General features: G+C 52.1%; 15 protein-coding genes. 7 read left to right on the top strand and 8 right to left on the bottom strand.

From position 1 onward, the window contains the following. From O2597_RS07155 to O2597_RS07125, 7 genes are all read left to right on the top strand, one after another. The gene (locus O2597_RS07155; RefSeq protein WP_269523618.1) at positions 1–636 is read left to right on the top strand and encodes an SGNH/GDSL hydrolase family protein; all 636 of its coding nucleotides are present in this window, start codon (positions 1–3) and stop codon (positions 634–636) included. A 46-nt stretch (positions 637–682) separates the two neighbouring features. Then, complete coding sequence (locus tag O2597_RS07150; RefSeq protein WP_269523617.1) at positions 683–862, top strand: hypothetical protein; 180 nt, start codon at positions 683–685, stop codon at positions 860–862. A 159-nt stretch (positions 863–1,021) separates the two neighbouring features. Next, positions 1,022–2,461 (top strand): hypothetical protein, encoded by a 1,440-nt coding sequence (locus tag O2597_RS07145; protein ID WP_269523615.1) that lies wholly within the window; start codon positions 1,022–1,024, stop codon positions 2,459–2,461. A gap of 146 nt (positions 2,462–2,607) precedes the next feature. Beyond that, positions 2,608–4,047, top strand: a complete 1,440-nt coding sequence (locus O2597_RS07140; RefSeq protein ID WP_269523613.1) for a purine-cytosine permease family protein — start codon at positions 2,608–2,610, stop codon at positions 4,045–4,047. Next, positions 4,040–4,222 carry a hypothetical protein gene (locus tag O2597_RS07135; protein ID WP_269523612.1) on the top strand — a complete coding sequence of 61 codons (183 nt, stop codon included), beginning with the start codon at positions 4,040–4,042 and terminating at the stop codon, positions 4,220–4,222. Before O2597_RS07140 ends, O2597_RS07135 begins: the two co-directional genes overlap by 8 nt. Before the next feature lie 353 nt (positions 4,223–4,575). Next, positions 4,576–5,481, top strand: coding sequence for a sugar-binding domain-containing protein (locus tag O2597_RS07130; protein ID WP_269523611.1), 906 nt, complete (start codon positions 4,576–4,578; stop codon positions 5,479–5,481). A 262-nt stretch (positions 5,482–5,743) separates the two neighbouring features. Next, positions 5,744–8,269, top strand: a complete 2,526-nt coding sequence (locus O2597_RS07125) for a glycoside hydrolase family 3 C-terminal domain-containing protein (protein WP_269523610.1) — start codon at positions 5,744–5,746, stop codon at positions 8,267–8,269. Positions 8,270–8,365: 96 nt separating this feature from the next. Here O2597_RS07125 and O2597_RS07120 read toward each other — a convergent pair whose 3' ends face one another. Genes O2597_RS07120 through O2597_RS07085 form a run of 8 tightly spaced genes read right to left on the bottom strand, consistent with a single transcriptional unit; the run spans position 8,366 to position 19,149 of the window. After that, positions 8,366–11,071 (bottom strand): MGH1-like glycoside hydrolase domain-containing protein, encoded by a 2,706-nt coding sequence (locus tag O2597_RS07120; RefSeq protein ID WP_269523609.1) that lies wholly within the window; start codon positions 11,069–11,071, stop codon positions 8,366–8,368. 28 nt (positions 11,072–11,099) lie between these two features. Continuing rightward, positions 11,100–13,106 carry a hypothetical protein gene (locus O2597_RS07115; protein WP_269523608.1) on the bottom strand — a complete coding sequence of 669 codons (2,007 nt, stop codon included), beginning with the start codon at positions 13,104–13,106 and terminating at the stop codon, positions 11,100–11,102. Further along, on the bottom strand, positions 13,103–13,528 hold the full coding sequence (locus tag O2597_RS07110; RefSeq protein WP_269523606.1) for an ExbD/TolR family protein: 426 nt from the start codon (positions 13,526–13,528) through the stop codon (positions 13,103–13,105). The genes O2597_RS07115 and O2597_RS07110 overlap by 4 nt, the downstream gene beginning before the upstream one ends. Continuing rightward, entirely contained in the window at positions 13,528–14,058 is a 531-nt protein-coding gene (locus tag O2597_RS07105) for an ExbD/TolR family protein (RefSeq protein WP_269523604.1), read from the bottom strand. Before O2597_RS07105 ends, O2597_RS07110 begins: the two co-directional genes overlap by 1 nt. A gap of 18 nt (positions 14,059–14,076) precedes the next feature. Beyond that, positions 14,077–14,817, bottom strand: coding sequence for a MotA/TolQ/ExbB proton channel family protein (locus O2597_RS07100; protein ID WP_269523602.1), 741 nt, complete (start codon positions 14,815–14,817; stop codon positions 14,077–14,079). A gap of 39 nt (positions 14,818–14,856) precedes the next feature. Continuing rightward, on the bottom strand, positions 14,857–17,097 hold the full coding sequence (locus tag O2597_RS07095; protein WP_269523601.1) for a glycoside hydrolase family 3 N-terminal domain-containing protein: 2,241 nt from the start codon (positions 17,095–17,097) through the stop codon (positions 14,857–14,859). A gap of 29 nt (positions 17,098–17,126) precedes the next feature. Then, positions 17,127–18,086: an NAD(P)H-quinone oxidoreductase gene (locus tag O2597_RS07090; RefSeq protein ID WP_269523599.1), complete on the bottom strand. Its 960-nt coding sequence runs from the start codon at positions 18,084–18,086 to the stop codon at positions 17,127–17,129. Between the two features lie 40 nt (positions 18,087–18,126). Beyond that, complete coding sequence (locus O2597_RS07085; RefSeq protein WP_269523597.1) at positions 18,127–19,149, bottom strand: zinc-dependent alcohol dehydrogenase; 1,023 nt, start codon at positions 19,147–19,149, stop codon at positions 18,127–18,129. Positions 19,150–19,174: the final 25 nt, after the last annotated feature.

Genomic DNA, 19,174 nt, shown 5'->3' with positions numbered 1-19,174 from the left:
ATGGAAACAGAACAAATACCAAAAAATAAATTAATGCGTGAGCCTATAGAGTGGCTGCGTGTTTGGGTCCCGGATTCCAATCAAACCGAGATTCGTGTTCCGCGCGTTCTGCTCGTGGGAGACTCGATTGTCGCGGCCTATGGGCAGAAAGTTGCCGATGTGCTGATGGATGAGGTTTCAGTGGCCTGGGTGGGCACCTCACGTTTTCCTGCGGATCCTGCCTATCTTAACGAGATTAAGCTGGTTCTGGAATATACGCGCTTTGATGCGATTCATTTCAATAACGGCCTGCACGGCTTCGGTTATTCGGAGGAATCCTATGCCGCGCACTTGGGGCGTATTGTCCGCGAACTGATAGGGCATACTCCGGGAGCCAAATGGATGTTGTGCAACAGCACCCCGGTACGCGTGGCGGATCAGTTGGATCAATATCACACACGGAACGAGCACGTTAAGGTTCGTAATCAGAGTATGGCTGAACTGGCCCATGAGCTTTCAGTCCCGATGACAGACCTTTATAGCGTAATGAAAGATCACCCGGAATTCTACAGTAACGATGGTACGCACTTTAATGAAGACGGGCAAAAAGTGCAGGGGGAAGTCGTCGCGAAAGCCATACGTAAGACATGTCTGTGAGTCGCAGAATGTCAGTCAATGTTCCTGCCGCTAACGCATTGATATTATGAGTAAACCACAATCTGTCTTCCTGTTGCCGGATGATTTCTTTAGGGTAATCTATCATGACAAGGCCATCTCCCGAATCCGGGAGATGACATCCAATGACGGGCTCGTCCATACGCGGAAAGCCATATTGCAACAGCCGGACAACTATCAGGATGTTGAAATCATTTTTTCCGGATGAGGGGGCCCTCGTGATGGATTTAGAATTATTGAATACCGGCATCAGCGGCCATACCAAGCGGGATCTGCTGGCCCGTTTTGATAGAGATGCGGCCTTTAAGCCATGAGAAGTATTCAAACTATAATTAGGCGACGAATTAGTGTTATCATTTATATAGCAATGGTCATCTATCCACTATTTCCCCTGCAATCTCAAGGGCTCCTGAATGAGGAGGAAATGCGGAATGCCGCAACTCTTGATCCTGTCGTCATCGAGGACTGGCATGATGTGCCCGGAACGGTTCCCACGAGGCAAAAAGCCCTTAGCATCAAGGTGGGTGAAATCTGGCCGGGCCGAGACTATCGTGTGCCTGTAAGGTTCATTGTCCCCAAAGAGGGCAAGGCTAAAGGGATGCTGGTGACCGGCGGAAACCACCTTGATAATGTTGAAAAGACAGTCGAGCTGCATGGTTTGGATATTGAGCTTCTGAAAGGCGGGGTCGGCCTGGTCAAAACCATCGTTCAGGACCTTAACAGTTTTGGTCAAGGGGAGCTGGAGAAAGAGAGTGAAGAGAAGTTTCTGGCAACGCTGGATCCTCATGCCAAAAAGCAATTCTGGGCCTGGCCGGCAACGATCAGCCGCGCGATCACGGCGGCCTATGCTGAAAACGAGTTCTTTGCACCGGGAAAGGTCGCCGTGACCGGGGCGTCCAAAAACGGCGCATCCCCTTCGATAAGCCTTATTGCTGATAAGCGCATCACCGCTCAGTTTGCGTGTGTCTCTCCGATCTGGTCATCCCCCCTGCGCATGTGTGACAAAGCGGCATGGGAAGAACTCAAAGCTTATGACCAGCAGTATTTCGAACGGGAAAAAACCTTGGGGCATGATATGAAACCCAGCTATTCCTTTCTCGGCGGGTACTCCGGTCCTAACTATAACGATAAGGCCTTGGCCAAGGGACATTCTTGGGATGAACTGAAACACTTTGCGCAGTCGATGGAAAAAGAGGTTTTCGTCGCCAGTTGTTGGGATGAGTTGATGGAACGAAATGTCGAGATTCTCTTCCAACCGGGGACACACGACTTTGTCATGTATGACCTCATCTATGGTGGCAGCAGATATCCTCAGATCCCCATTTACTTGAAGGCGAACACGGGTCATAGCTACCGGAAGGCGCATCCTGCCGCTGAACACGACGAACAGAACGAGGAAGCATTTCTGTTGCAGCACTTTTTTCTGGAGAAAAATCCTCTTCTTGCTCCGCCTTCCATCACGACTGAAGTCGCAGGCGATTCACTCAAAGTGACAGTGACCTTTGCCCAGAACGATAAGGCGGATAGTGGACGTATTTTCTGGATATACGATCGGGGGCCTGACGGTTCGTTGGCATACATCAATGAATTGATACCCAATGATAACTTCCGGGACATGAATCAGAGTGGTAATAGTTGGGTAGTTGATATCCAACTCGAAAAGGGCCATACAACGATTGATATCTTTAGCAATCACCGAAAGGTCGTCGACATTCGGGGGAAAGCATATATCACTTACATCTCTTCCCCCTATACGAGAATAGAGCTTCGTTCAGAAGAAGGTGCTCTCGATGATGTCCATGATTAGAAAGTGAAAGGCGAGGCATAGAGGAACCGTAATGTTGAGGGCTTTGAGTCTCTTATTCGGGGCCGTCAAACGGCATTATTTAATAGAAAATATGCATTAAAACGTTATACTAATTTTTAACCCCTAACAATTAAATCCCTTTACAGATGAGTAATACCCCTCCGGAAGAAACGACCACCAGTCATGCCGGTGCCGAAGAATACGAGCGCCGCCCGGTCCCTGGGAATGCGCTACTACGTTTTAAGAGCTTCATCGGCATGTATGCCGGTGAGCACACTGCAGGCACTGAGCTCATGATCGGTCCGCTTTTTGTGGCGGCCGGCGTGAGCGCCTCCGATGTGATCGGAGGATTATTCATTGGCAACTTGCTCGCGGTATTGAGCTGGGTGTTCCTGACCGCGCCGATCGCGACGCGGATGCGGCTCACGCTCTACTACCAGTTGGAGAAAATCTGTGGTCGCCAGCCTGTGGTGCTCTACAATTTGGCCAACGGGGTGATGTTCTGCTTCCTCGCTGGCTCGATGATCACGGTGTCGGCGACGGCGGTGGGGGTCTGGTTTAATTTTCCTATGCCGGGGTTGAACGACTTGTATCCTAACAGTGTCGGCTGGGTGCTGGCTGTGGGCGCGATTGGCGTGGCCATCGCCTTTGTGGCGGCCTTCGGCTATCGGATGGTAGCGCGGATGGCGAATATCGCGGCACCTTGGATGGTGCTGGTCTTTATCGCCTTCGGTTTGGTCTCGCTGAAAGAGTTTATTGATGTGACCGGAACCGAAATTCAATCGGCATCCGACCTATGGGCTTTGGCGCAAACCCACTTATGGAAGGGGGGCGATCCCTTGCCCGGCCAAGTGAAGTTCACTTTCTGGCATGTTACCTTCTTTGCCTGGTTTGCCAATATGGCGATGCACGTGGGCATGTCGGACCTGACTGTTTTACGTTACGCCAAGAAGTCCTGGTATGCGATTGCGTCATCGGGTGGCATGTATCTGGGGCACTTCCTGGCTTGGCTGGCGGCTTCGCTGCTGTTTGCGCTTCAAATCCATCTGGATCCTTCCAATACCAGTGTGTTGCCCGGGCCGATGGCGAACAAGGCTTGCGGTATCGCGGGCCTGCTCTGCGTGATTATCGCGGGCTGGACGACTGCGAACCCGACTATCTACCGTGCGGGTCTGGCCTTCCAAGCGATCATGCCAAGCAAGTCGCGTTTTGCGGTGACGATTGGAACCGGACTACTGGCCACAGTGGCTGCGATGTTCCCCGCGATTGCGATGAAGCTGCTGGGCTTTGTCGCCCTTTACGGATTGATCCTTATGCCCATGGGGGCGGTGATCTTCGTCGATTTCTGGTTGGCCAAGCGTATGGGCTTCGAGTCGTTCTATGCGGAAAAGAGTGGATTGTCTTTTAATTGGCCGCCGTTTCTAGCCTGGGTGCTGACCCTCGTCATCTGCATTTTGCTGGTGAAGTTCGCCGGTATCCAGATTTTCTTTGTCAGCCTACCGGGCTGGTTTATCGCGGCGGGCCTGTATGTCGGCCTGAGTAAAGCTCTTCAGAAGAAAACGGAAAGTGAGGTCCTCCATGCGTAAGCTACTACAAGCCCTGTCTCTGATCGCCCTGATTGGTGTCATTGCACCGCCCGTGTTGTTTCTGGCCGGAAGTATCGAATTGCCGGCGGTGCATCGTGTCATGCTGATCGCGACGGTTGCCTGGTTTCTGCTGACCCCGTTATGGATGGGGCGAAACGAGCCCGCAGGGGACTAAGTGATGCGGCGTCTTTGGATACCTTTATGTTTGCTTCTTGTTTCCTGCAAACAAGTTTGGGCTTTTGGTGTCTACCGTGTAGGCAACGATGTGTTGGAGCATAAACCGGATCCGGCTTTAGCGGATTTTATGTCCAATGTGCTCTAGTTGCCTGTTTCGGGTCTGTCCCATTATAGGGGGCGCTGGATCTAGCATTTTGCTGAGATTAGCGTGCCGGCGTGAACTGATCATTGACTTTCCTAACTGTGGTCATGGCTCCGTCGAAATTTAATCCAGTTTAATGGATTAAGTTTCAATTTATTCGTCATTGTATCTCGGATTTTTGGAGCTGTAGCAGCTCATTAATCCTGACCATGAAAGAACCTCAAACGAATACATTTAGAACGAAGCTCTCACTCGACGGGATATGGCAGTTTCGTGTCGAAAAAGCCGAAGATGACCCCCGGGAATGGGGCGGGGGATTTGATTCGAACCGGTTGGTCGCGGTTCCGGCGAGTTTCAATGAGCAGTTTACCGATTATGAAACCTTCAACCACATGGGGAAGGTTTGGTATGCCCGTGAGTTTGAAGTACCGCAGTCGTTGGCCGGTCAGCACTTGGAGCTGTATTTCTCCGCCGTCAATTACATCGCGGACGTTTATTTGAACGGGGAGCACCTCGGACGTCATGAAACGGGCTATACACCGTTTTCCTTCGGTCTGGGTTCCGTGCTTCAGGCGGGGACTAATACCTTGGTGGTTTGTGTGGATTGTGAATTAACACCAGAGACCGTGCCGCAGGGTGGTTTTGACAAGGCCGCGATACCGGGTTTGACCTCGCCCTTTCGGCCGAGTGTCAATTTCGACTTTTTCCCCTATAGCGGGATCCATCGATCGGTCTATCTCTGCGCAACGCCGACGGAGCGGCTTTTATCAGTCTATATCGACCCTGAGATCGAGGGAGCCGATGGCCTGCTTCAAATCAGGGGGACAGTCACTGCCGGGGTGGAAAGCGTTTCCGTGCGCTCAATCGAGAGTGGTGAATGCGAGCAATTTACTGTGAGCGAAGATGGTGCGTTTGAAGGCCTTCTGCGTATTCCCGATGCACGTCTTTGGGGAATATATAAACCGGAATTGTATCATCTTGAGTTCGAATCGAGCAACAATGGCGAAGTCGTGGATCGCTACACGCAACGTTGTGGCATTCGAACGGTTCGTGTGGAGGGCGACCAGCTGTTGTTGAACGGAGAGCCGATCTACCTCACCGGCTTCGGAAAGTGACTACATCGAGAAGAATGGAGCTGCTGAACTCTTGGAGCATGAACCTTGGCGTAAAGCACTAACGCCGAGTTTGTCAGTCTAATAGGGTGTAGCTGCAGGGCGCATAGCCGACTTATTGGTCGTATCCCGGTTCATCGTTTGTTTTGTAAAAACGTACGGAGTTTTGAAAATAGGGAACTTAAGCTAGCTTAAGTTCCCTATTTTCGTTTTTATCGTGCCGATCTCGTTCCTTGTGAAGAACGATTCGTTCCGATTTTCCGCTATGACTCAGTTTGAAAGAAGAGAAGAGCTTGTTGACGCATTCGTCGAAGACCTGCTCAGTCAATTAACCTGCGAAGAAAAAGTATCGCTATGTCACGCAACGACAAAGTTTGGTAATTCAGGGATCGAGCGACTCGGTATACCGGCAATGGAATTGTCCGACGGGCCACATGGCGTTCGTCAGGAAATCAGTAAGGACAGTTGGGAACCGGCGGGCTGGGATGATGACCACAGCACCTATTTACCGACAGGAACGGCTCAGGCAGCCACTTGGAATGTGGATCTAATCATGCAATGTGGGCAAGTTTTGGGGGCCGAAGCTCGGGATCGTGGTAAGGACGCTATTCTGGGGCCGGGCTTCAATATCATACGGACGCCGCTTTGTGGCCGGAATTTTGAATACTACAGTGAGGACCCTTTCCTGAATGCATGCTTGGCGGTTGCCGCGGTGCGGGGGATTCAAGCAGAAGATACCGCTGCCTGCGCAAAACACTTTGCTGCGAACAGTCAGGAACTGAATCGGGATGCAACTGATGTGGAGATGGACGAGCGAACCTTGAGGGAAATCTACTTGCCCGCATTTGAAGCCGCAGTGAAAGAGGGGAACGTGCTCACCGTGATGGGTGCCTATAATAAATTCCGTGGGCAATATTGCTGTCACCACAAATATTTAGTGAACTCAATACTGAAGGGTGAGTGGGGATTTGAAGGTGTATTCTTGAGTGATTGGGCCGGCGTGCATGACACGGCGGAGGCTGTTGAGTTTGGCATGGATCTGGAAATGGGAACTAATAAGTCCTATGATGATTACTACTTGGCTAATCCTTTTTTGGATGGCTTGAGGTCCGGCGCATTTTCGATCGAGCAATTGGATGACAAAGTTCGTCGCATTTTACGGGTGCTTTTTCTAGTGGGTGCATTTGACCCCGAGCGTAAGCGGGGGGCACGTAATACGGAGCTGCATCAAAGCATTGCGAGGGAGACGGCACGCGAAGCCATGGTTTTGTTGAAGAACGAGGGTAATGTTCTGCCTTTGGAGAGAGAATCGATCAAAACACTCGCTGTGATTGGTCAGAATGCGGTGACGCGGCATTCCAATGGAGGTAACAGTTCGGCGGTGAAGTGTCCATATGAAGTCACCATGCTTGAAGGTATCCGTGAATTACTCGGGGACTCCGTGGTCGTTCAATACGCACCCGGATACAGTGGTGCGGGGGAAGGGTTGTCGCCGATCAGCACGGAGTATTTGTCGACGGTCGATGCCGGCACCGGAGTGAAGGGGTGGAGCCTGAGCTATTATGAGAACTGTGAGTTGGTTGGTCCGGCAGTTGTGCAAGAATACAGTGAGGCACCGTCTTTTGACGTGGATAGTTTTTTGCCTCCGGCTGGGATCGAGATCGACAACCATTCAGCTATATTCCGGGCAGAGTTGACGGTCCCGGAGAGTGGCGACTTTGTGCTCGGTTGTGTGACCGACGGCTATGTGATCCTCTCCGTAGATGGTGTGGAATTGATCAACACCTATGGTTTGAATCAGCGTGCCAAGCGCACCGCCGATCGCTATTTTGAAACTGGGAGAACATATACGATTGAGCTCACATACAAGATGAGTGGAGATATGGAGTGTCTGCACTTTGGTTGGGTTCCTGTCTGGGCGAATCAGAACGAACAGGCATCCGGACTTGAAGAAGCAGTTGCCCTCGCGAAGAAATCGGATGCGGTGATCTATTGTGGAGGACTGACGCACCGGGAGGACCTTGAAGGTAAAGACCGCCAGCACTTGAACTTGCCGGATCGGCAAGATGAATTGATCGAAGCGCTATTGGGCGTGAATCCTAATACCGTAGTTGTGCTAACTGCGGGCGCTCCGGTTTTGATGCCGTGGGTGGATCGGGCTAAAGCCATTTTATGGACGTGGTATGCCGGGATGGAAGGCGGTCATGCGGCTGCAGAAATCCTATTTGGTGACGTTGTGCCGAGTGGCCGGCTTCCTGTGACTTTTCCGAACAGTCTGGGAGAATGTCCTGCGCATTCGATAGGAAGCTACGGTTTTGATAAAAGTGTTTATGCGGAGGGTTTGAATGTGGGGTATCGCTACTACGTGAGCGAATCGATCAAGCCGCTCTTTGCTTTCGGATTCGGTCTTTCGTATGCATGCTTTGAATATGATAATCTAACTGTGATGCCCTTCGATGGAGATGTTGTACTTAAGGCCAGTGTTGAGGTGAAAAACAACGGGGCCGTCTCTGCGAAAGAGGTTGTTCAGTTATATCTCGAAGATGTCGAAGCCTCGGTCAGTCGACCCAAAATGGAACTTAAAGGCTTCAAAAAAGTCCAGATTGATCCAGGTGAGAAATGTGAAGTTGAGTTCGAACTTACGCTTCGGGACTTGTCCTTCTTTGATGAGCAGCTGATGGACTGGTTCGCAGAACCGGGGGAGTTTATCGTGCACATTGGCCGTTCATCGACGGACCTCCGTTTAAGTCAATCCTGCTCTGTGGAATTGGGTGGTGTGACTCTGGTGTGAGTTGTGCACATTCTGCATCGTCAATTATTTCTAGGGCAAATGAAGGTTTCGATCTGGATGTAGCGTGAAGGCTTCGTCCTTTATATATGATTTTGCCTATCTGCCTAGAATTTCAACTTTTTGCCGTTTTGTGTCACTGCGCAGTGGAAGCTCCAACAGGCCTGGAATGGTTTGTGCACACTCGACCGGTTGATCATTAATTGTAATACTGACCTTGGATTTTGGGTTGATCGTAACCAGCACTACAGGCGTATTGGTATGCGTGGTCATGAGAGTGCTTACTTCAAATCGCACCCCGTTGAACTCGGGTTCCCACTTCTGGGAATGCAACCAAGCACGAAACCCGGTATTGATTCGACCAGGCCGGAAATACGCTGCAAAAAAGTTGATGATTGGAGAGGAGAGTCCTCCAAAGTGGTGCCAGCCGGCACCACGGCCGCTGTCGTTCATGAAGTGCTCGAAGCAACAATAGCTGTCTTCTGTTTCACGGTTATAGCTGCGAAGGACACGTAAAGCTAACTTGCGGGCAAATTCGCTATCACCTGCATCGAGTGACACTTTCCAAAAAATATATTGATATGGAATCCAAGTTGCGCCGTTCCAATAGCCGTCGCTCTGGTAATAGGGGGCCGTTTGATCCACTGTCGATAATCCTAAGGGGGTCAGGAAGCGTTCTGTATCAGCTAATATCTTGAGAATCCTGATTGCTCTTTCGGAGTTGATTCGACCTGTTAGCAGAGGCATTGCACCGTCGAGTCCGAGGTTGTAGCTTTGCCCGCTGGGATCGTGGCTCAAAATCTTTAAAGGCGTCCCATCATGGGTGTGTTCGAGATATCCATAAAGTCCGCTTTCCGGGTCCCAGGCATAGGCGTCCATGTCGGCGGATAAGCTCTCCGCTAGGTTCTCCCACTCGCTCGGATCTTCATTCAGTTCACGAGCAGCCATCGCCATTATATCCGCAGCGGCAGCCACATGACTCGACATAACCATTGGCGCCGTTCGGTTACGCAGTTCATATTCATCGCCTAAATTATGCAGATAGTACTGAGGCGGATAGTCGTCCCAACCGCCCGAGTTGTAGAAAAGAGGCCAGCTCGATATCAACGAATTCTTGAACGGACGCATCGGCGAGCGCTCATCCAAGCCAGCAATGTAACGTAGAAACTGCGCTAGCCGAGGGTAGAAAAACGCAAGCAGGTTACGGTCTTGGGTTTTCTGCCATAGGTCAAAGTAGAGATAATGCTGAACCGGAACAGGCGAGCCGTGTTGTATGTAAGCGCAATCGGGGTCTCCCGGTTCGGTTACATAAGTATTCAGTATTTCAACGGCTCTTCGTGGTGCGATCTCTCCGAGCCCGAGCCCGATGAAGCCGCAGTCCCATGTGTAAAGCATATCCCACCAGCGTCCGGGTGGGAAGTGGCGGATGACACTCCCTTTGATACGGACCGGATAGACGAGGTTCGTTAGCAAGGTGGCAGCCAGGCGATCCACGCCAAAACGAAGTTTTTCGGCACCTTCGAGGTCGGGCTGATGGTTGGCGTGGATCTCGGAATGAGTCGATCGCGAATGAAGCTGAGCCTGGCCGTTCTTCCACCGGACGATATATTCGTGACGGACGGAGCTATGGGCTGAGAGTCGGCATTTCGGGAAGATGAAATCGTGATAATAGCCTACGCCCGGTGCTGAGAGCTGCGGGCTGACATGATTGTGCATGCCTAATAGTAGAGCCTGTTCCAGATCTCCTGAATAGCTGCGATTAAATGTCTCCTCACCCAGTTCGAGTTCCAGTTCTCCGGGAAGATTCTCCCAGTGCAGAGAGGCCTTACCTTTATGCTGCTGTTTTAGAGCCCCAAACCCATTTGAGCGCTTTGAGTAAATAGGAGGGTCGGCATTGTAAATATGGAGGCCGTCAAGACGAAGACCTTCTGCCATTTCAGATTGAATCGAGATGCTCTCACAATTACCTGGCAGCTCAATAACTGGCGACAGGGATGCACATCTGCTTTCGGGTAATTCCAGGCTGTGCACTGTCGTGCCTGTGTGAATTTGTATAGTTCTTTTTTGAGACGCTTTATAGCGCACTTGCAGTTTGCGCCCGCAGTTTCCGGGGAAGGCATAGTCAACTTTGTGCTGCCGATTGCCTGCCGGCCATTCTATACCGAGGCCCCCAACAAAGCCGTCCTGCACGCACTCTCCTTGTTTTCGGCCATCCGCATTCAGTCCCGGTGCCGGACTGCATCCGAAGTTTGACGAAATGTAGTCCAGAGCATCCACCCAGTCGGCCCCTGAAGGTAATGCAACATCGACGGCATCGATTGTTTGGGGCTGCCATGCACCTTCAGCTAAGGCTTGTAGGCCGACACAAAGGTGTAGGCGGACATCGCGATTCAGCGGGGTATTGTTGGTCCAGTTAACTTCGATTTGATAGGCGTCTTCTTCGCAGCGCTTGAATTTCACATCCGCGTAGAGCTGGTCTTTCGCGAGTATCTGCTGCCGGTAACTGTAGTTCGATAGGTCTTCATTTGCACTCCATGGTAAATAACCGGACTCTTTGATCGCATGTGGAATGGAAATGCTTCTTCGATGTAGTTCCAAAGCGACTATAATATCAATGCGGACGCCGGACGGTCCGGGCAGGTAACTCAGCCCAAAATAACGTTTCCCATATGGTCCCCATGGTCCCAGTCCTATCAAGTCATGTGTCCCGGCAAAGCTCTCAACTGGTAGATCCTGCCAGCGAAAGTGATCGACCGGTGAGCTGTAGTCATGAAAATTAGCAGCTTGAGATGGGGTAGTATCCATATGATTCGCCAATACTGTGAGCCAACGTCTAATCCTGCAAGGCGTCAGTGGGGCACATGAGGACTGAAAAGTAGCAATCTCTCGGACCATTCTCGACACGAACCAACACTTTATTGTAGCCGGGTTTTAAGAGGATTGTCCGAAAACCTTCGTCCAGACTCCAACGCGACAGGCCCTCGTCTTCAAAGACGACAAGTCCATTGATCCATAACTTGGCCATATCGTCGCTGGCAATCGCGATGGTGACTTCCATCGCAGTTTCGCAAAACACCTCGGTGAAGCCGTAATAAACCGCTTCGTGGATCTCGTCTGGCGGGTTTATGCGGATGTTTTCTGTTTGAACAAATCGCCATTCGAGTTTCATCGGTTCATTTCTTCCGGGGGGGATCTTCCCTGAGTAGGTCGCATCCAAGTCCAGGAATGCTTCAGGAGGAAACTCGACCTCAAACGGTTTTCCTTCTTGGGGTCGTTCCCAGGGGCCTATGACATACCAAGTGTCGAGAAAAATCCAACCCTGCCGGGGGGACTTCATGTCGAGGCGGCGACCGGGGATTGCTTGAGCCATTGTGCGTCTCGTGTCCAGAGTGGCTTGAGACGGTAATGTGCTCTGCTTCATGGCTGATTTATAGGTAGGGCTGATGGGGATTCCAAATCCGAGATCTTCACTGCTGTTCTGATTACTGACTTCTGCGATCGAGTAATTTTCAGCCATCAGCATCCGCATGTCCTGCACGTTGCCGCTTTCGCGTCCACTGTTCTGGGCGAGGAGAGTCATTTTGGCTTGGATCTTGTTTTGCTGCCTGAGTTGGGACTTTAGCTGGTCTTTATTTTTGTCCGTTTCCTCGCCGGATAGCTGTATGCTTTCACCTGTTAGAGCTTCTTCCCGGTTCTTGGCCGTGCGGGCCATCTGTTGCGCGGCACTTGCGGCTTCATTCAGTGCTTTATTGAAGGACTGAAACTCTTTACGCGTGGAGGGCAGGTTCTTTTTGAGCGCGTCTTCCAGGTTGGGGCCCATCTCCGTTACAGGCTGAAAGACTTCGTCCCGGGCTTGTTGCATGGAGAGATCTTTGCGGTTTGCCAGGTCGGTTGCCTGGCCTTCTGTAAAGCTTTCATCGACCCGTTTTGCCATCTCCTGAATTTGTTTGTAGAGCTCAGCAGTATTGGCTTCTTCGAGTTCTTGGTCGCTGGGGAGTTGCGTGTTGCTTGGAGGGACCGAATCTTGATCGAGCTGATCGTTTTTTTGAGAATTCTTTTCGGCTAAATCATCCTGCTCTGGATTGTTCGCTTGTTCTTCTGTCGCATAGGGTGTCCGCGCAAATCTGGCCATTTCTTTGAAGTGCGTTTCTGCCTGCACAATAAATCCTTTGAGCTCATCTTTAAGGGCTTCTGCGGCTTTCTGGTCTTCTGGAACGGCCTGGTTGGCAACTTTGGCGAATTGGCTCCCAAAGCCCTTAGCTTCCCGCATTAAATTGCGTGCGGATTGCACGGCATTGTCGACTTCTTCCTGGCTTACCGATTTCTGGCTTAGATGATGCATGAGGTCGCCGTATTGTGTGGCGAGCTGAGCAATGTGCTCCGCTTCCGGCTGAGCGGAATGCAGGTTGTCCGGCATCTCCTCGCGACTCAGCTCTTCAAAAAATCCTACAGCCTCGCTTTGGAGTGATTCGGCCTGTTTGACCATTTTCTCCCATTCCGTTTCCGGTGTGTCCTTGAGCTGCTTCTTTGCCTCAACCACTTCTTCTATTTGGAGCACTGTTTCGCGCAGCGCCTTGGCTGTCTCTTTCAATTCTTCCCGCTTCTTGCGTTCCTGATTCCGCGATATCTCTAGGACTTGATCTTTATTCGGTTCCGGCTTCTCAATTTTGACCCGTTTGACTTTTTCGCCGTCAGGAGTGGTGATCTCCTCAATCTGACCGGCTGTGTAGTGTCGAAGATCTTCGTTCAAGAGCAGCGCGATGGAGAAACCTCCGATAAGCAGGCTGGCGATCGCTAGGGCGACTTTAAGTGGAGTCCGGCTGGTAAGGGGGCTGCTCATGAATCGTATTTCTCATGGTAGGTGCGCACGCCGACATTACGCAGGTTACGGAAGCTGAGAGCGTCGAGAACTTCGACCAAGCGGTAGAACGGGGTATTCTCGTCGGTATCCAGACGAATGCGCCGTGCGGGATCATTTTGTTCGATGATCTTCAACTCTTCGAGAAGCTGTCCGATGGTGGTTGGCTCACCTTCCAGGTAGAGCTCTCCTTCTGCGTCGATTGCGATGGGGAGCATTGACTCGTCTGGAGGCACTTCGAGGGAAGATCGGGAAATGGGTAGATTGAGGTGCTCGACTTCGTGCACGTCCTTTTTGAGCATGGTCGTGACGAGAAAGAATATTAAGAGTAGAAAGACACAGTCGATCAGGGGGGACATGCTGAGCGCGACATCCTCATCATCCTTGTAGGTGTTGCGCGGCATTACTTGGATTCCCCCTTCCTGAGATCAAAATATTCTTTCTCCCGGTGTCGCAGGCGCACTCCGACTTTTTCAAAACCTTCCATGGCGAGTGTGTCCAGCGTATCCACTACGGTTTGCACGGGGACTTCACGTTCGGCGTCAATCCGGATCTCCACGTCGGTTCCTCTCATTTCGCTCAGCTGCTTCAGGTCGGCTTCAAATGAATCGACTCGATGATAACTCAGTCCTTCGATCGAACGTTTGCCGTTGTTTGCCCGCAGGATACCTTTGTCCTGCGTAATCGCGTAAATAATGACTTCGCTTTCCGCTACGGGAGCCAGCGCGACCGTGTAGTCCGGCAATACGACCGGAATTTGTTTTTCCAATTTCTTGAGCATGCTCGTGACCAGAAAGAAGATCAGAAGCAGGAAGACACAGTCGATGAGTGGAGAAAGGTCGACCTCGACATCGGAGTCGCTGCGACGCCTTCGCCGCAAACGTCGGATTGTGGCGACCTTCGATTGTGGATTCCGGGCACTGGGCCGTAACAATGTGGGGGACCTTGTCATCTATTCTGACGTTTCATCCACCTTCTCTTCCGGATGGAGCCAGGGAGACATGAGCACGTCGACCATTTCCTCCAGACGAATCCCATAACTGTTTACCCGGGACTTGAAGAAGTGGTAGCTTGCGAGTGAGGGAATCGCAATGATGAGGCCCAGAGCTGTTGTTATCAGTGCTTTACCGATCGAATCGGCGAGCACGGAGGCATCACCGGTATCACCCATGAGTGCCACTTTTTGGAAGGATTCAATCATGCCGATAATTGTGCCGAGCAGACCGAGCAGGGGGGAAATGGTTGCGACGACCGCCAGCGGATAGGTGCGCTGATGTTGCCGTGACACTGTGCGACCAATCGTGTCGGTGACCCCAAACGATAAAATTTCAAAAGGAATGTGTGTGTGCTTGGCGATGTATTCGCCGATATTCCCGAGGACGCTGTTCGACTTGTTGCTAACCTGTTGAATCGATTCGAAGTCCGATTGAACTGCATAGAGTTTAATGTCCTGCTCAAGCTTAGCTGGAAGGAAATTAGCCGCACGGATCACGATTAAACGCTCGATGAAGAAGACAATGCCGGCAAAACCAACCAAGAGCAGGACGACTGAAGTCACCCCGCCCTTGAAGACTTCGGCGACCCAGTCGATGGTGCCGGCAGCATCGGATTCCGGAGTGACTGTAGCTGCGCTTTGAGCCACCGCATAGCTGGTGAACAGTAATAAGAAAAGAAAGGGGGTGTATCGCTTCATGATATCAAATAATGTGTGGTGCGTTTCGTTTGTAGTCCGTTAGGCCACGGAGAATTTCGTTTTGAGTAGATCCCGCTCCAAGCTGCTGCCACCGACTTTGAGTTCGAACTCACCCGGTTCGACGACACGCTCACAGTTTACGTTGACGATGCTGCAATCAGTGATGGGGATCTCCCACTCGACTTCCTTTCCCTCGCCCGCTTCCAGGTCTACCTGAGTGAATGCTTTCAGTTCTTTATTCACCCAAGTCACCGAGGTAACCAGATCGGAGATGTATGCCTGCACGGTTTCCCGACCGGCACAGTTGCCTGTGTTTTTTACATGGACACTGAATCGTAAAGACCCGGTCCGGGGCAGCGGAGATTCATCCAGGATTTTTAAGCCGCTGTATTCAAATTTTGTATAGCTGAGTCCGAAGCCGAAGGGGAAATGAGCTTGCTGGGTCGAGTCAGCGTAGCGGTCGCCGTGTTGACCACGAACTTGACTGTAATAAACCGGCTGCTGCCCGACATGGTAGGGGATGGAAACCGTGAGTTTGCCGGATGGATTGATCTTACCATAGATCGCCTCTGCGATCGCCTGACCACCCATCATGCCGGGGTTGAATGCTTCGATAATCGCACATGCATTCTGGACCGCCGGTGGCAGGGTGAGTGGTTTCGAGTTAATCAAGACGACGATCAGCTTGGTATCTACTTTTGCCAATGCATCAAGCAGTGCGAGCTGGCCACCTTGAAGCTCGAGTGTCGCGGTCGAGCGCTGCTCGCCTGTCAGCGAGCGGTCGTCGCCGATCACGACAACTGTAATGTCGGCTTGTGCTGCAGCTTCGGATGCCGCTTGTATCTGTGCGGCATCGGGTGGGACGGAGCAACGCATGCGACGCTTTACCTGACCGTCGTCGTAATCATCGACCGTCACATCCTTATACTCGGAAATTTCAGCGCCTTTTTCGTAAAGAATTTCACAGCCTTCAGGCGCGAGTTCGCGAATGCCATCCAAGACAGTCTTGGTGCACTCGCGGGGATGGCCGTTGGGGAGCCATTCGACTTGCCCGCTTGCGCCTGCCCAATCGCCGAGTTGAGCGTGCTGGTCATCCGCATTCGGGCCGATGACGGCGATCTTGTTGAGTGATTCGGCCTGTAGGGGCAGAGTCCCGTCGTTCTGCAGCAGCACGATCGATCGCCGGGCCAGTTTTAAATTGAGTTCACGGTGCGCTTCGCAGCCCACCACTTCGATTTGCTTGAGTGGGTCCGGTTTGCCCGGGTTTTCAAACAAGCCCATCTTGAATTTCAGCGAGAGAATTCGATACACAACGGCATCGATCTCAGCTTCTTTGATTCGACCGGTGCGACATGCCTCCAGTGCGCCTTCGAGGAATCCGGGGGTGGACATGATGAGGTCGTTGCCGCTTTGGATGGCGACCGCAGATGCTTCGGTCATGTCCGGCACGATTTTCTGCTCCCAATGCATCCGGCCGACATTGTCCCAGTCGGTGACGAGAATGCCCTGGAATCCCCATTCTTCTTTGAGCACATCGTGCAGCAGCCAGCGGCTGGCGGTGGAAGGCACGCCATCGATTGATTGGTAGCCCGTCATAAAGGTCAGGCATCCATTGCGGGCGGCTTTTTCAAAGGGGGGCAGGAAGTAGGAACGAAGTTTACGCTGGCTATGATCGGCCTCCGAGGCATCCCGGCCGCCTTGGGTCTCCGAGTAGCCTGCGTAATGCTTGGCACAGGCAAGAATGGCGTCAGGCGCACCGAGACCATCGCCCTGGTAGCCCCGAATCATGGCACAGGCAAATTCGCCGATCAGATACGGATCTTCGCCGAAGGTTTCGCCGACACGTCCCCAGCGCAGATCGCGCGTCAGGCAAAGCACGGGAGAGAAGGTCCATTTGATGCCGGTGACTGCGACTTCCTTTGCCGTGATCCTGGCGGCTTCTTCAATTAATTCCCTGTTCCAACTACAGGCCATGGCCAGCTGGGTCGGAAAGATCGTCGCCCCCTCACAGAACGAGTGTCCGTGAATACAGTCGTCGCCTATCAACAGCGGTATTCCTAGGCGAGTGTTAGCTGCCTTATCAATTGCTTGGCTGGCGCGTTCTCCTTGAATATGAAGGAGCGAGCCAACTTGCTTTTCAAAGATCAGCTCATCGAGGTCGCCGCGTCCGCCATCCAACTGTAAGAGCTGGCCGACCTTTTCCTCTAATGTCATGCGGCTCATCAAGTCCGCGATGCGTGCTTCAATAGTTTGATTAGGATCTTTGTAAGTCTCTGACATGTTCAATCTGTTCAGTCTCTAGATTTGGTTTAGGGCTTGCATGTCAGCACGACTTTACCGAGGTTTTCCTGCCGTTCCAGTATCGCATGGGCGGCTTCTGCTTCGGACATAGGGAGAGTTTCGTGGATCAGGGCCTTAATCTTGCCGGTTGAAAAGGAATCCCAGAGCTTCTGTTCGAGCTCACCCAAAATACGTCCCTTGGTCTCGCTGGAGCGGCTGCGTAGTGTGCTCCCGATTAGTTTTACGCCTCGTTTAAAGAAATCGAGCATGTTCAATTCACTTAGAGGAGAGCCGAGCGTGGCGATGACGATCCAACGGCCCCCATGTGCCATTGTCTCTAGACAGGGGCCGAGGTTCGGTCCGGCGACGCAGTCCATCGCGACATTGACCGGATGCTTGGCGAGAACGGCGGCGATGTTTTCTTTTCTACGATTGATCACCACGTCAGCACCGAGTTCGCGAACAAATTTCTCCTTTTCCTCTGATCCGACGGTGGTCACGACCTCGGCACCCAGTGCCTTGGCTAATTGAATTGCCGCCATGCCCAGGCCACTCGCTCCGGCTTGAATGAAGACCGTATCTCCCTTTTTCATACCACCTTCGATGCACAGGTTTAAGTAAGATGTCGCAAAGGCTTCCGGTATCGCGGCAGCCTCCGCCATGGATAGACCTCTTGGAACCGGTAAGGCCATATCGACAGGCACGGCGACTTTCTCGGCATATCCGCCTCCACCCAGCAACGCACAGACTGTATCGCCGACCTTCCAACGACAATTTGCAGGCGCCTCCAGCACAACTCCGGCGACTTCCAGACCTGGCCATTCAGGCCAACCGGGAGGCGGCGGATAATTCCCTTCGCGCTGCATTAAATCGGCGCGGTTGAGTGCCGCGGCATGCACTTCCACGAGAATCTCATATTCCTTGGCTACGGGATCGGGGACCTCCGACCAGACCAGGTTTTTGTTATTATCAATTATAACGGCTTTCATATTAAAGATGTCTTTCAGTCAGTAGCTGCCCTGTGCTTGGTTATACGGATATTTGTTTCCAATCGAATACGGCACCCACAGGAAAGTCATTGGGTGCATCGGCTAGTTTCTGGTAGATGGACACTGCGGCCTCAGGCGAGTAGGCTGTGGTAAATATTTTTGTCATGTCCAGTCGGCCGTCTGACATGAAGCGCAGGAGGGCGGCGGCATCGTCTTTCCAAGTCCACGAATGAGGGCGTGACTCCTTTTTCGGGCGGGCATTGGTATGCGCTCCAATAATTTCAATACCAGGGCGGTGCACCTGCTGGTAATAGTCGATGGAACTGTCGGAGACACGTGTGCAGCCCAGTAAGGAAATGCGCCCAAAGAGGGCGGCAAAATTCAGGGCTTGTTGCAAGGCGATGGATTGTCCGGAGACTTCGATTGTGGCGTTTACTCCGCCGCGGGAAATGCTTTTCACTCGATCAATGTAGTCGCGAGCCGTCGGATCGAGGGCATGGTCTGCGCCGAGTGCGAGTGCCGTCTCTCGGCGGGCGTGGCTCAAGTCGGAAGCGATGACCGGAGTGGCGCCAGCGATCCGGCACAGTGCTACGGAAAATAAGCCTAGGATACCCAAGCCGATGACTGCGGCACTCTCACCGATCTCAAGGCGAGTCTTGCGCAGACCGTTAAGGGAAAAGCCCGCGATAACGGCAAAAACGGCATGTTTGGAAGGCAGCGAGTCATCCTCGATTTTAAGCAGGTTTGCCTCGGTAATATAATTATAATTGGAATGTCCGCTGCCCCAATGGGTGAGCACCCGGTCTCCCGGTTGGACACTATTGATTTGTTTGCCGGTATCAACGACACGGCCGACCCCGCTGTAGCCAGTTACTTTCGGGAAATCGCACGGAGGCGAGTCGCCGAGATTCGGTAGGTCGAGCAGGCAGGCTCGTTCTGTTCCGGCACTGATAGCGGATACCTCGTTGGAAACAAGAACCTCATCTTCGTGCAAGGGACGTAGTTGAGATTCCAATAGCTCAACTTGGCGCTCTGCTGTAAAGGTTATGGTTTTTCGTGTCATAGGTGAGAATTCTGTTTCACTTTAT

Origin of the sequence: Coraliomargarita parva, from assembly GCF_027257905.1 — a bacterium.
Classification (GTDB): Bacteria; Verrucomicrobiota; Verrucomicrobiia; order Opitutales; family Coraliomargaritaceae; genus Coraliomargarita_A; species Coraliomargarita_A parva.
This window is presented reverse-complemented; position numbering and strand designations above follow the sequence as displayed.

Bases quoted from the DNA above. Each gene is read 5' to 3' on its own strand.
- O2597_RS07100 (WP_269523602.1), bottom strand. From the start codon at position 14,817: ATGAAGCGATACACCCCCTTTCTTTTCTTATTACTGTTCACCAGCTAT.
- O2597_RS07140 (WP_269523613.1), top strand. From the start codon at position 2,608: ATGAGTAATACCCCTCCGGAAGAAACGACCACCAGTCATGCCGGTGCC.
- O2597_RS07135 (WP_269523612.1), top strand. From the start codon at position 4,040: ATGCGTAAGCTACTACAAGCCCTGTCTCTGATCGCCCTGATTGGTGTC.
- O2597_RS07085 (WP_269523597.1), bottom strand. From the start codon at position 19,149: ATGACACGAAAAACCATAACCTTTACAGCAGAGCGCCAAGTTGAGCTA.
- O2597_RS07145 (WP_269523615.1), top strand. From the start codon at position 1,022: ATGGTCATCTATCCACTATTTCCCCTGCAATCTCAAGGGCTCCTGAAT.
- O2597_RS07125 (WP_269523610.1), top strand. From the start codon at position 5,744: ATGACTCAGTTTGAAAGAAGAGAAGAGCTTGTTGACGCATTCGTCGAA.
- O2597_RS07150 (WP_269523617.1), top strand. From the start codon at position 683: ATGAGTAAACCACAATCTGTCTTCCTGTTGCCGGATGATTTCTTTAGG.
- O2597_RS07120 (WP_269523609.1), bottom strand. From the start codon at position 11,071: ATGGATACTACCCCATCTCAAGCTGCTAATTTTCATGACTACAGCTCA.
- O2597_RS07130 (WP_269523611.1), top strand. From the start codon at position 4,576: ATGAAAGAACCTCAAACGAATACATTTAGAACGAAGCTCTCACTCGAC.
- O2597_RS07095 (WP_269523601.1), bottom strand. From the start codon at position 17,097: ATGTCAGAGACTTACAAAGATCCTAATCAAACTATTGAAGCACGCATC.
- O2597_RS07115 (WP_269523608.1), bottom strand. From the start codon at position 13,106: ATGAGCAGCCCCCTTACCAGCCGGACTCCACTTAAAGTCGCCCTAGCG.
- O2597_RS07090 (WP_269523599.1), bottom strand. From the start codon at position 18,086: ATGAAAGCCGTTATAATTGATAATAACAAAAACCTGGTCTGGTCGGAG.
- O2597_RS07110 (WP_269523606.1), bottom strand. From the start codon at position 13,528: ATGCCGCGCAACACCTACAAGGATGATGAGGATGTCGCGCTCAGCATG.
- O2597_RS07155 (WP_269523618.1), top strand. From the start codon at position 1: ATGGAAACAGAACAAATACCAAAAAATAAATTAATGCGTGAGCCTATA.